Source organism: Chromobacterium sphagni (assembly GCF_001855555.1).
GTDB lineage: Bacteria > Pseudomonadota > Gammaproteobacteria > Burkholderiales > Chromobacteriaceae > Chromobacterium > Chromobacterium sphagni.
On sequence record NZ_MKCT01000048.1, the window covers coordinates 1 to 14,117 of the forward strand.

The window sequence follows — 14,117 nt, forward strand, 5'->3', positions numbered from 1 at the left end:
TCCCGCCTGTGTTCACGCCTGACCGCGATGAATGTTGCCGCAGCCGCCGGCAACGCCCACCACTTCGACGAAGCGCTGTTCGCGGTCAAGCCCCATCCCGGCCAGCAGCGCATCGCCGCCCGCATCCGCGCCGACCTGGAGGCCCCGCGCCCCAGCCGCAACGACAGCCGGCTGCAGGACCGCTACTCGCTGCGCTGCGCGCCGCATGTGATAGGCGTGCTGGAAGACGCGCTGCCCTTCATGCGCAGCCTGATAGAAAACGAGCTCAACAGCGCCAACGACAACCCCATCATCGACGCCGACGAAGAACGCGTGCTGCACGGCGGCCACTTCTACGGCGGCCACATCGCCTTCGCGATGGACAGTCTGAAGAACGCGGTGGCCAATCTGGCCGACCTGATGGACCGACAGATGGCGCTGCTGGTGGATACCCGCTACAACAATGGCCTGCCGCGCAACCTCAGCGGCGCCAGCCCAGAACGCGCGCCAATCAACCACGGCCTGAAGGCGCTGCAGATCAGCGTGTCGGCCTGGACAGCCGAGGCGCTGAAGCAGACCATGCCGGCCTCGGTGTTCTCGCGCTCCACCGAGTGCCACAACCAGGACAAGGTCAGCATGGGCACCATCGCCGCTCGCGACGCGCTGCGCGTGCTGGAGCTGACCGAGCAGGTGCTGGCGGCATTGCTGATCACCGCGCGCCAGGGCGTGGAGCTGCGCCGCGAAGCGGCCGGCGAGCTGTCGCTGAGCCCGGCGCTGGAGCGCATGCAGCGGGATCTGGCCGCACGCGTTCCGCGCATCGCCGAAGACCGCGCGCTGGACAAGGAACTGCAACAGCTGATCTCCGCCATCCGCCAGCAAGCCTGGAGCCTGTATGCCTGATCTGTCGCATGCCATCGAGCTGAACCCGGCCTTCCACGACCTCGACCCGATGGACGTGGTCTGGCACGGCAATTACGTCAAATACCTGGAAATCGCCCGTTGCGCGCTGCTGGAGAAGTTCGGCTACAACTACCCGCAGATGCGCGACTCCGGTTACATCTGGCCAATCGTCGACATGCGGCTCAAGTACGTTCAGCCCATTCGCTTCGGCCAAAAGGTGCGGATAGAAACCCGCATCGTCGAATGGGAGTGCCGGCTGAAGATCGAGTACCTGATTCGCGACGCCGCCAGCGGGCATAAGATCAACAAGGCCTACACCGTGCAGGTGGCGGTGGACATCGCAAGCTCAGAGATGCTCTACCTGTGCCCGCCGGTGCTGTGGGAAAAAACTGGGAGTGCCCGCGCCATGAAAAAATTCGTTTTTCTCGCCAGCCTGTTGCTGCTGCCGCAGGCCGCCGGCGCCGGCGAACTGATCGCCGACATCACCCGGAAGCTGGCGCAGCCGGCGGTGCTGCGCGGCGAATTCGAGCAGAGCAAGGAAATGGCCGGCTTCTCCAAGCCGCTGCGCTCACGCGGCAGCTTCCTGGTGTCGCGCGACAAAGGCGTGCTGTGGGACACCCGCCAACCGTTCGCCAGCAAGCTCAGGCTGACCCGCGGCGAGATCGTCGCCACCCAGAACGGCGCGGTGTCTTTCCAGCTGAGCGCCGCCAGGGAGCCGACCGTACGCACCATCAACGAACTGATGTTCGCCTTGCTGGGAGGCAATCTGAAGGCGCTGGACGGCTATTTCCGCATTGACGGCAAGCAGGCCGGCAGCAACTGGCAACTGACGCTGACCCCCCGCCAGAGCGCGCTGGCCCGCGTAATGCAGAAGGTTGAGCTGTCCGGCAACCAATACGTGCGCGCCATCCGTCTGGACGAGGCCAACGGCGACGTCACCCGGATCACCTTCAATGGCCAGAGCGCCAGCCCGGCCCAGTTGAGCCGCGAGGAAGAGGCGCGCTTTGACTGACAAGCAAGGCCCACGCCGCCTGCGGCGCTGGCTGGCCGCCGCCTGGCTGGCCGTGCTGCTGGCCGTGGCCGGCCACAACGGCTGGCTATGGCTGGGCGGCCACGTACGGCTGGAAACCGACATCCTGGCGATGCTGCCGCAAAACCGCCAGGACCAGGCGGCGCAGGACGCCACCCGCCAGCTGGCGGATTCCGCCGCGCGCCGCATCGTGGCGCTGGTCGGCGCGCCCGACTGGGCCGACGCCCGCCGCGCCGGCGACGCCTACGCCGCCAGCATCCGCGCCTCCGGCAAACCGCTGGCGCTGCGCTATCAGGTGGACGAACGGCAAAGCAACCGCTGGCTGGACTTTTATGCCGCCTACCGCAGCCAGTTGCTGGGCGACGACGCGCGCCGGCAATTGCAGCAAGCCGCACCGGCCGCGCTGGCGGAACAGGCGGTGGCCGCGCTGTTCCAGCCGGTGGGGATGCCGCGCTTGGGCCGCTGGCAGGACGACCCCTTGAACCTGTACGGCCAGTGGCTGGGCGAGCGCGCCGCGCAAAGCCGGGTGCGGGTGCGCGACGACCGCCTGTCGCTGTCAGACGGCAATATGCAATACGCGCTGATCATGCTGGAGCAGCAGGGGCCGGCGTTTTCAGTGTCCGCCCAGCAGGCCATGCTGCCCATCCTGCAAAACGCCGAAGCGGCCGCCCGCAGCGCAGCGCCGCGCGCCCAAGTCATCCAAGGCGGCGTGCCGCTGTTCGCCGCCTTCGCCGCCGGCGAAGCCGAGCGCGAAGTGCACACCATAGGCATAGGCTCGCTGCTGGGCATCCTGCTGCTTACCGTGCTGGCCTTCAGCGGCATCCGCCCGCGCATCCTGGTGACGCTGTCCATCGTCGCCGGCCTGGGTTGCGCCATCTCGCTCACCTCGCTGCTGTTCGGCAAACTGCACCTGATCACTCTGGTGTTCGGCGCCAGCCTGATAGGCGTGGCGGAGAACTACGGCAACAACTACTATGCCTACCGGCTGGGCAAACCGGCGGGCGAGCGCTGGGCGATGCTGCGCGGCCAGCAATCCACCATGTGGCTGGCCTTCGCCACCACCGCCATCGGCTACGCGCTGCTGGCGCTGGCGCCCTTCCCGGGGCTTAGGCAGATGGCTGTGTTTTCCGTGACCGGGCTGTTCGGCGCCTTTGTCAGCGTATTGTGCTGCCTGCCCTTTGCCGACCGCGGCGACATGCCGTTCAACCGTTTTTCTCGCGCGCTGGGCGGCTGGCGGCTGCGCTGGCCGCGCTGGGGCCGCAACCGCTTCAGCCTGCTGCTGGGCCTGACCATGGCCGCCGTGCTGCTGGCCGGCTTCGCCGCATTGCAAACCAACGACGATATCCGCGCACTGCAAAATGCGCCGCAGAGCCTGCTGCAGGATCAGCGCCGCATCGGCGAATTGATGGAAATGGCCGGCCCCGCGCAGTTCTACCTGGTGAGCGGCGACAGCGCCGAACAGGTGCTGCAGCGCGAGGAAGCGCTGAAAGCCCGGCTTGCGCCGCTGATCGCCGCCGGCAAGCTCAAGGGCGTGCAGGCGGTATCCGACTGGGCACCCTCCCAGGCCCGCCAGTTGGCAGACCGGCGATTGCTGCAGCGGGTGGTGCTCCAGCCAGGCGGCGTGCTGGAGCAGGCATCCGCCCGGTTGGGCCAGCATGCCGCCGCCGCGCCGCTGTCCGATTTTAAACCGCTAACGCTGGAGGCCTGGCTGGCCGCGCCGGTGTCGGAGCCGCTGCGCGCCCAATGGCTGGGCCGCTTCGGCCAGGGCTACGCCAGCGTGGTGATGCTGCGCGGCCTGGCCGGCCCGGCCATGCTGCCTTCGCTGGAGCGGCAGGCCTCTCCGGCGGCCGGCGTGCGCTTCATCGACAAGGCAGGGGAGATTTCCGGCCTGATGCGGCACTACCGCCAACTGATGAGCTGGGTGATAGCCGCCAGCTACCTGCTGGTGCTGGCCATGCTGTGGCGCCGCTTCGGCCGCCGGGCCTGGCGCGCGCTGCTGCCGACTCTGCTGGCCAGCCTGCTGACCGTGGCGCTGCTGGCGCTGCTGGGACAAGCGCTGCAGCTGTTCACCATCCTGGCCCTGCTGCTGATCCTGGGCATGGGCGTGGATTATGGTGTGTTCCTGCTGGCGGACAGCGACCCTCGCGCCTTCCTGTCGGTGACGCTGGCCGCGGCCGGCACCCTGCTCGCCTTCGGCCTGCTGGCGCTGTCGTCCACCCCGGCGCTCACCGCCTTCGGCCTGACCATGCTGCTGGGCATCGGCCTGTGCTGGCTGCTCAACCCCCTATTCACCCAAAAAACATAAGAAATAAAGCGAAGACATGGAAACTGGCTCTCAAATCCTGCAAGACAAAAGCTTCTCTCCCGCTCGCCAGAGCGTGATGGACGCGCGCTTTGACGCGCAAAAGATCGCGTTCGGCCCCGTTGTATTCCAGTGCGTGCGCTTCGCCTGGAAGCGCGGCCTCTTGCAAACCCTGGCCGAGGCCGGCGAACAAGGCCTGTCAATCGAGGAGCTGGCCGCAGACGGCAAGTTCACCGTCTACGCGCTGAAGCTGGTGCTGGAAACCTGTCTATCCGCCGGCGTGGTGGAGCTGCGCCAGGGTCGCTACGCGCTGGACAAGACCGGCTTCTGCCTGCTGTCCGATCCCATCACCCAGATCAACCTCGACTTCATCAACGACGTGTGCTATCAGGGCCTGTTCGAACTGGAACGCTCGCTGGACGAGGAAAAACCGCATGGCCTGTCCGCGCTGGGCCAGTGGGATACCATCTACCAGGGCCTGGCCGCGCTGCCTGAGCCGGCGCGGGAGAGCTGGCTGCGCTTCGACCATTTCTATTCCGACACCTCCTTCCCGGAAATCCTGCCCGATGTGTTCGCCAACCGTCCGCGCAAGCTGATGGACATCGGCGCCAACACCGGAAAATTCACCCTGGCCGCGCTGGGCCACGACGCCGATGTGCACATGCATCTGGTGGACCTGCCTGGCCAGTTGACGGTAATAGAAAAGACCCTGGAGGAAAAAGGCCTGAGCCAGCGCGCCAGCCTGCACCCCATCGACATGCTGAATCCGGCGCTGGATTTTCCCGCCGGCATGGACGTGATCTGGATGAGCCAGTTCCTGTCCTGCTTCAGCGAGGGCGCGATCACCAGCATTCTGCGCCGCGCCGCCGCCGCGCTGGCCGACGGCGGCCGGGTGATGATCCTGGATACGCTGTGGGATCGCCAGAAACACGACATCGCTGCCTATTGCCTGATCAACACCTCGCCCTATTTCACCGCGATGGCCAGCGGCAACAGCAAGGTCTACCGCGCCGACGACTACATCCGCCTGTGCGCCGAAGCCGGCCTGACACTGGTGCAGCAGCGCGACGGCATCGGCTATTGCCACTCGCTGCTGCAATTCGCCCGCACCCAATGACGATGCGCCGCACCCTGCTGCTCTGCCTGGCCTTGCTGGCCGGCTGCCAGAGCATTTACGCTCCGCAGCCGCGCCTGCCGCCCATCGCGCTGTCGCCGGCCAGCCTGGGCGCCAGCCTGAGCCTGGCGCAGCGGCTGAGCGCCGGTCCGCTGGACCCGCGCGACGGCAAGCCGTCGCCCGCGCTGGACATCCAGTTGGAGGTGGACGGCGACAAGCTCCAGTTGGCCGGTCTGGCGCTGGGCCAGCGCATCCTGCGCCTGAGTTGGGATGGCAAGACGCTGCAGAGCCAACGCAGCCCGCTGCTGCCCGCCAGCGTGGACGAGGCCCGCATCGTGCGCGACATCCAGCTGGCCTACTGGCCGCTGCCGGCGTTGCGCGCGGCCCTGCCGGCGGACTGGAGCCTGGACGAGCAAGGCGGCACGCGCATTCTCAGCCGGCAAGGCGAGGAAGTGGTGCGGATAGCCAACCAGGCCAGCCCGGCCTGGATGGGCCACAGCGAATTGATCAATCGGCGCGAAGGCTATCGCCTGAGCATAGACTCCGCGCCCCTGCAGTGAAGACTTTCATGACGAACGCCGTCTACCTCAACCATCTGGGGGCGCTATGCGCCGCCGGCCGCGGCCACGCCGCCTTGCGCGCGGCGCTGTTCCAGCCGCCGGCGCAGCTGCAACGGCCCAGGCTGACACTGCCCGACGGCCACGACTGGCCGACGGCGCCCCACCTCGGCCGGCTGCCGGACACAAGCCGGTTGCCGCTGCCGCTGCGCAGCCGCAACAACGCCTTGCTGCTGGCTGCGCTGGAAGACATCCGCCCGGCAGTGGACGACGCCATCTCCCGTTTCGGCGCCGACCGGGTAGGCGTGGTGCTGGGCACCAGCACCTCGGGCATAGGCGAGAGCGAAGCGGCTTTCGCCGCCGCGCGGCGGAATGGCCGCTTTCCGGACAGCTTCCATCCCTTGCAGCAGGAGCTGGGCTCGCCCGCCGCGCTGCTGCGCCATGTGCTGGGCACCAGCGGCCCCGCGCTGGTGATTTCCACCGCCTGCTCGTCCAGCGCCAAGGCGCTGGCCAGCGCGGCACGGCTGCTGCGCTCCGGCCAGTGCGACGCGGTGATAGCCGGCGGCGCCGATTCGCTGTGCCAGTTCACCGTGGCGGGCTTCGCCGCGCTGGATTCGGTCAGCGCCGGCGGCTGCAATCCGTTCAGCCGCAACCGCGACGGCATCCACATCGGCGAAGCCGCCGCGCTGTTCCTGATGAGCCGCGAAAGCGGCCCGGTGCGGCTGGCCGGCTGGGGCGAAAGCGCAGACGCCCACCATATCTCGGCGCCCGACCCCAGCGGCCGCGGCGCTATCGCCGCGATGCGCCAGGCGCTGGCGCGGGCCGGCTGCGCGCCGGCGGACATCGACTACGTCAATCTGCATGGCACCGCCACCCAGCAGAACGACGCGATGGAAAGCCTGGCGGTCAGCCAGCTGTTCGGCGGCTTGGTGCCGGCCAGCTCAACCAAGGGCTTGACCGGCCACACGCTGGGCGCGGCCGGCGCGCTGGAAGCCGCCTTCGCCTGGCTGACGCTGCATGGCAATCCGGCCGGTTTGCTGCCGGTCCATATCTGGGATGGCATGCCCGACCCGGCCCTGCCGTCCCTCAACCTGGTTCAGGCCGGCCAACGGCTGCCGCAGCCGCCGCGCCGCGTCCTGAGCAATTCTTTCGCTTTTGGCGGCAGCAATGCCTGCCTGATCCTGGAGGCCACGCCATGAGCGCCGACCTTTACGAAATCGATTCCCTGGTGCCGCACGCCGGCGACATGTCGCTGCTGGACCGCGTGCTGTCCTCCAGCGCGGACAGCGTGGTGGCCGAAGTCACGCCGCGCCTGGACCAGCTGTTCTGCCGCGATGGCGAAATCGGCAGTTGGGTGGGAATCGAATACATGGCGCAGACCATAGGCATCTGGGCCGGCCTGCGCGCCAAATCCCTCGGCCAGGAGCCCAAGGTGGGCTTCCTGCTGGGCACCCGCCGCTATACCGCCGCGGTAGCGGCCTTTGCGCCCGATGTGCCGCTGCAGGTGAGCGTGACCCAGCAGCTCGTCTCCGACAATGGCCTGTGTCAGTTCGATTGCCATATCGACAGCCAGGGCCAGCGTCTGGCCTCGGCGCAACTCAAGGTTTTCGAGCCGGCCGATATCGATCACTTCATCAAGGAATCCTCGCAATGACAGACCACACCATTCTGGTCACCGGCTCCAGCCGGGGCATAGGCCGCGCGATAGCCCTGCGCCTGGCTCGGGACGGCTACGACGTGGCGGTCCATTGCCGCAGCCGCCGCGACGAGGCGGACGCCGTCGCCGCGGAAATCATCGCGCTGGGCCGCCAGGCCCGCGTGCTGCAATTCGACGTCACCGACCGCGAGACCGCGGCCGCCGTGCTGCTGGCCGACATCGAAGCCCATGGCTGCTACTACGGCGTGGTGTGCAACGCCGGCCTGGCGCGCGACAACACCTTCGCCGCCATGCCGCCGGAAGACTGGGACCTGGTGGTCAACACCGACCTGGGCAGCTTCTACAACGTGCTGCAACCGTTGACCATGCCGCTGGTGCGGCGCCGCAAGCCTGGCCGCATCGTCACACTGGCCTCGGTTTCCGCCCTGATGGGCAACCGCGGCCAGGTCAACTACAGCGCCGCCAAGGCCGGCGTGATCGGCGCCACCAAGGCGCTGGCCGTGGAATTGGCCAGCCGCGCCATCACCGTCAACTGTGTCGCCCCCGGCCTGATCGACACCGAAATGGTGGAAGAACATGTGCTGGAGGAGGCGATGAAGATCATTCCGGCGCGCCGCATGGGCAAGCCGGAGGAAGTGGCCGCCGTGGTCAGTTTTCTGATGGGAGAGGACGCCGCCTACATCACGCGTCAGGTGATTTCGGTCAACGGGGGGATGATGGGATGAAGCGAGTCGTCATTACCGGCGTAGGCGCGCTCAGCCCCCTGGGCCATGACTGGCAAACCGTGCACGCGCGCTTGAAGGCTGGCCGCAACGCGGTGCAGGTGATGGAGCCCTGGGGCGAATACGAAGGCCTGGGCACCCAGGTCGGCGCGCCGGCCGCGCCGTTCGAGCTGCCGGCTCATTACAATCGCAAGACCACCCGCAGCATGGGCCGGGTGGCTCTGATGGCCACCCGCGCCACCGAACTGGCGCTGGAACAGGCCGGCCTGCTGAACGACCCCTTGCTCGGCAGCGGCCGGATGGGCATCTCCTACGGCTCGTCCTCCGGCTGTCCGGCCAATATGGGCGACTTCGGCCGCATGCTGATGTGCAAAAACATAGAAGGCATCAACGCCAACACCTATATCCGCATGATGGCGCACACCGCGCCGGTGAATATCGGCGTGTTCTTCGGCATCACCGGCCGGGTGATCACCACCTCCAGCGCCTGCACGTCCGGCAGCCAGGGCATAGGCTACGCGTTCGAGGCCATCCAGAGCGGCCGCCAGCTGGCGATGATAGCCGGTGGCGCGGAGGAGCTGGACCCGACCCAGGCGGCGGTGTTCGACACCTTGTTCGCCACCAGTGTGGAGTACAACGGCCAGCCCTCGCTGACACCGCGTCCTTTCGACGCCGCGCGCGACGGCCTGGTGCTGGGCGAAGGCGCCTGCACGCTAGTGCTGGAGGAACTGGAGCATGCCCGCGCCCGCGGCGCCAACATTCTTGCGGAAATACTGTCTTTCGGCACCAACAGCGACGGCAAGCACGTCACCCACCCGCAGTCCGCCACCATGGCCGGCGCCATCCGCATGGCGCTTGACGGCGCAGGGCTCGCGCCGTCGGACATTCCCTATGTCAACGCGCACGGCACCGCCACCGAGCAGGGCGACGTGGCCGAGTCCCATGCCACCTGCGACGTGTTCGGCGAAAAAATCGCCATTTCCTCGCTGAAGAGCTATATGGGCCACACGCTGGGCGCCTGCGGCGCGTTGGAAGCCTGGATGTCGATAGAAATGATGCGCGAGGGCTGGTTCGCCCCCACCCTCAACCTGGACCAGTTGGACCCGCGCTGCGCCCAACTGGATTATCTGACCGGCGCCGGACGCCAACTGGAAACCGAGCTGGTGATGAGCAACAACTTCGCTTTCGGCGGCATCAACACCTCGTTGATCTTCCGCCGCTGGCGCGACTGAACCTTCCCGCCGGCCTCCGGCCGGCTCACCCATCGAGACAAGGAGCTTTAGAACATGAAATTCGCCGCCCCGCTGCTGACGCTGATCCTGATTGCCGGTCCCGCCATGGCCCGCGACACCGTCGTGCAGATCCCGCTGTCCGACGTGCTGTCCATGCCGGAAGCCCAGCAAAAGCTGGATGGCTCGGTCAAGTTCTACCTGGCCGGCCAGCATACCCCGGCCATCCGCAAGAAGATGGGATCGGACGTCTCCAACCAGAAGACCAATGCCGTCAACAAATCCGACGAGCAGGCCTGCCGCTGGGCCATCCTGTCGACGCTGATCTCGTTCCAGGAGTCCGCCAAGAAGCGCCACGCCAATGCCGTGGTGGATATCGTCAGCTACTACAAGAAGGAAGAGCGCCGCGACAGCCAAACCATCGAGTGCCATGCCGGAACGATGATAGCCGGCGCAGCAATCAAGGGCAGCTACGCCAAGGTCGGCCGCTGAGTCCATGCTCGCCGATACCTGCCTGCGGGATGCGCTCGCGGCGCTTGCCTGGCTGGACGCCGCCGAGCTCGAAAGGCAGCAATAGTTCCAGGCCGCGCGCTGGCTGCTGCGCCGCCTGGCGGGCAGGTATCTCGACATTCGGCTGGCAGGCTGGGGAGCCGCTCCGGCGCCGGATCGTCCCCGCTCCTGATTGGCAGCGAAGAACTGCATGCGTCGCTGAGCCACAGCGGAGAGAACATGGCCTGCGCGCTGGGCCGAAATGCCATTGGGATTGCCGCCAGTCCGGCCGACGCCCTGACATGCAAGCTGAGCGATGGTTGCCTGCTGGCGCTATCCGGCGCGGCGGGACAATTGGCCCGCGCGGCGCTGCCGCAGGAAGCCGTTTCCGGCATCGGCTACTGGCGGAGCCTGCCTGCCGCCCGCCTCGGCTAAAGACAAACCCTACTTTTCCAGTTGCCTGACCCGCTCGAACAGACACACCGTGGCGGCCATCGCCACGTTCAGCGATTCCGCATGGCCCGGCATCGGGATGCGGATGCGCGCGTCGGCCAGCGCCAGCAGCGTCTCGTTGACGCCGGCGCCCTCGTTGCCGAACACGAAAGCCACCGGCCCGGTCAGGTCATGGCTGTATAGCGAGCTGGAGCCTTCCAGATAGGTCACCAGCTTGCGCCCGGCAAAACCAGCCAACTCGGCAGCCAGATCGGCGTGTTCATGGATGTTCAGCGCGAAATGCGCGCCCATGCCGGCGCGCAACACCTTGGGCGAGAACACGTCCACGCAGCCCTTGGACAAAAACACTTCGAACACGCCGGCAGCGGCGGCGGTGCGCAGAATGGTGCCCAGATTGCCCGGGTCCTGAATATCCTCCAGCAGCAGCCGCGACGCCGCGGCCTGCGGCGCCGGCGGCCTGGGCCGCTCGCACAGCGCCAGCAGTTCGCAGGCGCTGGTCAGCGCGGTCACCTTTGCCATCACCGCCTCGGGCAGCGTCGCCACCACGCAGGCGGCCGGCAATCGGGACAGCAAGGCCTGCAGCTCGGCCTTGCCCAGCGCGCCCTCGTTGACATACAGCCGCGACAGGACGCCGCCCGCCTGCAGGCAGGAATCGGCCAAGTGTATGCCTTCCAGCACCATCACGCCCTCCTTGCGGCGGTCGCGGCTGTGCTGCGCCAACCTGGCCAGCGCCTTGACTTCGTCGTTATGGGGGAGGTAATGGTCTTGGAAATGTAATGCATGGTCGATTCTGGTCGCGGAGCGGAGACGAAGGGACAGAGTGTACCCGTCCCGCCGCCTTCTTGCATCAGTGCGGCATCTGCGTCAGCCGGGTGACCAAGTCCTTGAAGCGGTGATAGGTGGCCTCGTCTATCGCCCGCCCGCTGCGGGCATTGTCCACATAGAACACGCCGCTGAGCTTGCGGCCGCCGAACAGCGTCATCAGCGCGAACTCGTGGTCGCCCACATGCTGGAAAAACTCGTCCCGGTAGCGGCGCGTCAACTGGCCCCGCACGTCTGGCGTCGCGTGGAAGCTCTGCGGCTTGCTGGTGAACACGCCGAAAAAGCTGCCGATCTCCAGATCAAGCAGCAGCTTGCGCAAGGGGCTTTCGCCCGCCACCCCCACCTGGTAGCGCAGCTTGAGATTGTGGCCCTCATCTTCGTAGTGGTAGTACAGCACCCGTTCGAACTTGAGGTCGTTGGCCAGAAAACGGATGGACTCGCGGATCGCGTGTTCCAGCTGATCCTCGCCCGGCAAGGCCGCCGCCTTCTTCATCTCCATTTTTCCCGCATTCGAAGGCAGCCGCAGCAGCGACCGGGCCGGGAAGGTGTAACCGATCACGTGCGGATGGCGCGCCACGTTCAACACCGCATGCACCACCGCCATATAGGCCAGCTCCGGCATCACGTTGATCATCTTGGCCGCGGTGTCCACCCCCACCAGCCAAGTGCTGCGCACCACGCCGTGTTCCAGCGAATTGGCGGTGGCGATGGCCAGCTTCAGCAACTGGCGGCGCTTGGTCGGCACGCCCTGCCCGATCAGCGCATTGAAGCCGGAAGGCAGCGGCATGTTCTTGACAAAGGCTTCCAGCACCTGGCCATAATCGGCGTTGAACGCCTCGGAGACCTCCTGCAACAACGGTTTGTCCGGCAGCTGATTGCGCTGGATCATGTAGATGCAGGCCGGCAGGTTGTACAGCAACGCGGCGACGAAGCAGTCTTCGACTTTCAATTCGCCCATGATGGACAGCCACTCCTTGACCAGCAGCGCCGCCACCCGGCTACGTCCCAGCCAGTCCCCCACGGCCTCGTAGACTTCTGGGTCCAGTTGGCCCGGCACCGCTTCCAGCGCGCCGATTTTGCTGAACCGGTTGGTCACCGCCTCCAGTCCCATCAGCATCAAGGTCTGCTCCACCGACGGGATGCTTTCATTGCGCTGCAGCGCGCGCGAGTTGCCTATCACCCGGAACAGATCCAGCAGCAGGAATGGGTCGGACAGGCACAGATTGGCCAGGTCGGTGAAATTAATCAGGTCGCTGTGGCGCGCGCAGGCGTCGGTCAGCTGATTCAGGGTATCGGGCAATATCGGCCAGCGTTTTTCACCGATGGACTTGGCCCAGTTATTGAGATCCATTTGGATGGCGCCAGATCAAGAGTTCTTTTTGCAAGGGGCCGCCGAGCGGGATGCGCTCGTCGGGCTGTATGTCCGGCACTTCGAAGGTATTGCTGATGAGCAGGCTGTCAGGCTGTCCCTCGGCCAGGAATTTCCGCCACACGCGCGGCATCGGCTCGGGCGACAAAAACACATAGATTGCGTCATAGTTTCCCCAGTCCTCCTTCCAGAAGCTGCGGCAGGCGACGGCCAGGCGTTCCGGGCGGCCTGCCCGCCACCAGCGCAGCCAGGCCAGCAGCCAGCTGCCTACCGCGTTTTCCAGCGCGCTCAACTGGATATCCGGACGCTGCGCCGCCAACTGTAAAGCCAGCCGGCCATCGCCGCAACCGGCCTCAAGCAGAGTAGCATCGGCCGCCAGTCTCCCGGCGAGCAGATCGGCGACCCGTCGTGCGGAGCGGTAAAGCGGAACCCGCTCGACCAGCGCGTTGCGCCCCAGCGCCACCGTCAGCAGCAGGGCCAGCAGATACCAAGTGGCGGGAATCCCGGCCTGCTGCATCACGACCACCGCGGGGACGAACAGGCCGTGGGCGAGCCTCTGCCAGCCCGGCTGGCGCAAAGCGATGGCCAGCAAGGCCGCCAGCAGGCCCTGCAGCATGGACCATGCCGGCAAATGCTGCGCCGGGGCGATGAACACCCAGGCTCCGAGGCATGCCAGCAGCTGTTGCAGAACATGCCGCAGGCGGCTCATGCCTGCGCCGCCGTCAAGGATTCCCAGCCGCTTGCGGCGGGGCCGCGTCCTGGCCGCCGCCGCTGCCCGGGCCGCCGATCACGTCCTGATTCATCTGCGGCTTGAAACCATCGTTGAGGATGGACAGCTCGGCGTCCTTGTTCAGCACCAGGATGGTGATGCGGCGATTTTCCGGGCTGAATACATCGCTCTTGATCAGTGGATTGGCCGACGACAGCCCCACCACCCGCAGAATCTTGCTCTCGCTCAAGCCGCCGGCGATCAACTCGCGACGGGCGGTGTTGGCGCGGTCGGCCGACAGCTCCCAGTTGCTGTAGCCGCCCTGGCCGCCGGCGAAGGGCTTGGCGTCGGTGTGGCCGGAAATGCTGATGCGGTTGGGCAGCTGGTTGAGATCGGGCGCCAGCTGCTGCAGCAGCACCCGGGTATGCGGCAGCATGCGCGAGCTGCCGGAATCGAACATCGGACGGTTCTGCTCGTCCACGATCTGGATCTTCAAGCCTTCCGGCGTCATTTCCAGCTTGAGCTGGTTCTTGTACTGGTTCAGCAGCTCGCTGTGCTCGATGTTCTGCTGGATTTTCTGCTGCAGCTGGTCAAGCTTGGCCTGCTCCTGCTGCTTTTTCATGATGTCCTCCTTGCGCGCCCCGGCCTTGTTGACCTGGCCGGCCTGCTTGGTCAGGTCGTTGCCGCCACCCTTGACCACGGAGGTGGCGTCGCCGGCGCCGGCGCCGCCGCTCAACGCCACTTTCAGCGGCGTCTTGAAGTACTCGGAAATGCCGTTCAAGGTT

General features: G+C 66.5%; 15 protein-coding genes. 11 read left to right on the forward strand and 4 right to left on the reverse strand.

Annotated elements, in window-relative coordinates:
- The 11 genes from BI344_RS16265 to BI344_RS16320 all read left to right on the forward strand — a co-directional run.
- The coding region (locus BI344_RS16265) for an aromatic amino acid ammonia-lyase (RefSeq protein ID WP_139167055.1) at nucleotides 1-879 on the forward strand (879 nt) is incomplete at its 5' end.
- Nucleotides 872-1,891 carry a LolA-related protein gene (locus tag BI344_RS24430; protein WP_158021080.1) on the forward strand — a complete coding sequence of 340 codons (1,020 nt, stop codon included), beginning with the start codon at nucleotides 872-874 and terminating at the stop codon, nucleotides 1,889-1,891. The genes BI344_RS16265 and BI344_RS24430, both read left to right, overlap by 8 nt.
- Nucleotides 1,884-4,214 (forward strand): MMPL family transporter, encoded by a 2,331-nt coding sequence (locus BI344_RS16280; RefSeq protein ID WP_071113922.1) that lies wholly within the window; start codon nucleotides 1,884-1,886, stop codon nucleotides 4,212-4,214. The genes BI344_RS24430 and BI344_RS16280 overlap by 8 nt, the downstream gene beginning before the upstream one ends.
- A 16-nt stretch (nucleotides 4,215-4,230) precedes the next feature.
- Nucleotides 4,231-5,328: a methyltransferase gene (locus BI344_RS16285; RefSeq protein WP_083370264.1), complete on the forward strand. Its 1,098-nt coding sequence runs from the start codon at nucleotides 4,231-4,233 to the stop codon at nucleotides 5,326-5,328.
- The gene (locus tag BI344_RS16290; protein WP_206600414.1) at nucleotides 5,325-5,885 is read left to right on the forward strand and encodes a DUF3261 domain-containing protein; all 561 of its coding nucleotides are present in this window, start codon (nucleotides 5,325-5,327) and stop codon (nucleotides 5,883-5,885) included. Before BI344_RS16285 ends, BI344_RS16290 begins: the two co-directional genes overlap by 4 nt.
- Nucleotides 5,886-5,893: 8 nt before the next feature.
- Entirely contained in the window at nucleotides 5,894-7,081 is a 1,188-nt protein-coding gene (locus BI344_RS16295) for a beta-ketoacyl-ACP synthase (RefSeq protein WP_071113933.1), read from the forward strand.
- On the forward strand, nucleotides 7,078-7,536 hold the full coding sequence (locus tag BI344_RS16300) for a hotdog family protein (protein ID WP_071113925.1): 459 nt from the start codon (nucleotides 7,078-7,080) through the stop codon (nucleotides 7,534-7,536). The genes BI344_RS16295 and BI344_RS16300 overlap by 4 nt, the downstream gene beginning before the upstream one ends.
- Entirely contained in the window at nucleotides 7,533-8,264 is a 732-nt protein-coding gene (fabG, locus tag BI344_RS16305) for a 3-oxoacyl-ACP reductase FabG (protein ID WP_071113926.1), read from the forward strand. The genes BI344_RS16300 and fabG overlap by 4 nt, the downstream gene beginning before the upstream one ends.
- Nucleotides 8,261-9,493: a beta-ketoacyl-ACP synthase gene (locus tag BI344_RS16310; protein ID WP_071113927.1), complete on the forward strand. Its 1,233-nt coding sequence runs from the start codon at nucleotides 8,261-8,263 to the stop codon at nucleotides 9,491-9,493. Before fabG ends, BI344_RS16310 begins: the two co-directional genes overlap by 4 nt.
- Nucleotides 9,494-9,547: 54 nt before the next feature.
- Nucleotides 9,548-9,982 carry an excinuclease ATPase subunit gene (locus BI344_RS16315; RefSeq protein WP_071113928.1) on the forward strand — a complete coding sequence of 145 codons (435 nt, stop codon included), beginning with the start codon at nucleotides 9,548-9,550 and terminating at the stop codon, nucleotides 9,980-9,982.
- A gap of 237 nt (nucleotides 9,983-10,219) precedes the next feature.
- A complete protein-coding gene (locus BI344_RS16320; protein ID WP_071113929.1) occupies nucleotides 10,220-10,414 on the forward strand; it encodes a hypothetical protein in 195 nt (64 codons plus the stop codon).
- Between the two features lie 9 nt (nucleotides 10,415-10,423).
- Here the strand turns inward: BI344_RS16320 and BI344_RS16325 are convergent, their stop codons facing one another.
- The 4 genes from BI344_RS16325 to motB form a co-directional block, all read right to left on the reverse strand.
- Nucleotides 10,424-11,152, reverse strand: coding sequence for a TrmH family RNA methyltransferase (locus BI344_RS16325; RefSeq protein ID WP_241499385.1), 729 nt, complete (start codon nucleotides 11,150-11,152; stop codon nucleotides 10,424-10,426).
- A 127-nt stretch (nucleotides 11,153-11,279) separates the two neighbouring features.
- On the reverse strand, nucleotides 11,280-12,605 hold the full coding sequence (locus tag BI344_RS16330) for an HDOD domain-containing protein (RefSeq protein WP_071113931.1): 1,326 nt from the start codon (nucleotides 12,603-12,605) through the stop codon (nucleotides 11,280-11,282).
- On the reverse strand, nucleotides 12,592-13,332 hold the full coding sequence (locus BI344_RS16335; protein ID WP_071113932.1) for a class I SAM-dependent methyltransferase: 741 nt from the start codon (nucleotides 13,330-13,332) through the stop codon (nucleotides 12,592-12,594). The genes BI344_RS16330 and BI344_RS16335 overlap by 14 nt, the downstream gene beginning before the upstream one ends.
- A gap of 13 nt (nucleotides 13,333-13,345) precedes the next feature.
- On the reverse strand, nucleotides 13,346-14,117 hold a 772-nt coding region (gene motB / locus BI344_RS16340), incomplete at its 5' end, for a flagellar motor protein MotB (protein ID WP_071113934.1).

What these genes read in the sequence shown, in the direction of transcription:
- BI344_RS24430 (WP_158021080.1), top strand. Translation starts at nt 872, where the DNA reads ATGCCTGATCTGTCGCATGCCATCGAGCTGAACCCGGCCTTCCACGAC.
- BI344_RS16285 (WP_083370264.1), top strand. Translation starts at nt 4,231, where the DNA reads ATGGAAACTGGCTCTCAAATCCTGCAAGACAAAAGCTTCTCTCCCGCT.
- BI344_RS16290 (WP_206600414.1), top strand. Translation starts at nt 5,325, where the DNA reads ATGACGATGCGCCGCACCCTGCTGCTCTGCCTGGCCTTGCTGGCCGGC.
- BI344_RS16295 (WP_071113933.1), top strand. Translation starts at nt 5,894, where the DNA reads ATGACGAACGCCGTCTACCTCAACCATCTGGGGGCGCTATGCGCCGCC.
- BI344_RS16300 (WP_071113925.1), top strand. Translation starts at nt 7,078, where the DNA reads ATGAGCGCCGACCTTTACGAAATCGATTCCCTGGTGCCGCACGCCGGC.
- fabG (WP_071113926.1), top strand. Translation starts at nt 7,533, where the DNA reads ATGACAGACCACACCATTCTGGTCACCGGCTCCAGCCGGGGCATAGGC.
- BI344_RS16310 (WP_071113927.1), top strand. Translation starts at nt 8,261, where the DNA reads ATGAAGCGAGTCGTCATTACCGGCGTAGGCGCGCTCAGCCCCCTGGGC.
- BI344_RS16315 (WP_071113928.1), top strand. Translation starts at nt 9,548, where the DNA reads ATGAAATTCGCCGCCCCGCTGCTGACGCTGATCCTGATTGCCGGTCCC.
- BI344_RS16320 (WP_071113929.1), top strand. Translation starts at nt 10,220, where the DNA reads ATGGCCTGCGCGCTGGGCCGAAATGCCATTGGGATTGCCGCCAGTCCG.
- BI344_RS16330 (WP_071113931.1), bottom strand. Translation starts at nt 12,605, where the DNA reads ATGGATCTCAATAACTGGGCCAAGTCCATCGGTGAAAAACGCTGGCCG.
- BI344_RS16335 (WP_071113932.1), bottom strand. Translation starts at nt 13,332, where the DNA reads ATGAGCCGCCTGCGGCATGTTCTGCAACAGCTGCTGGCATGCCTCGGA.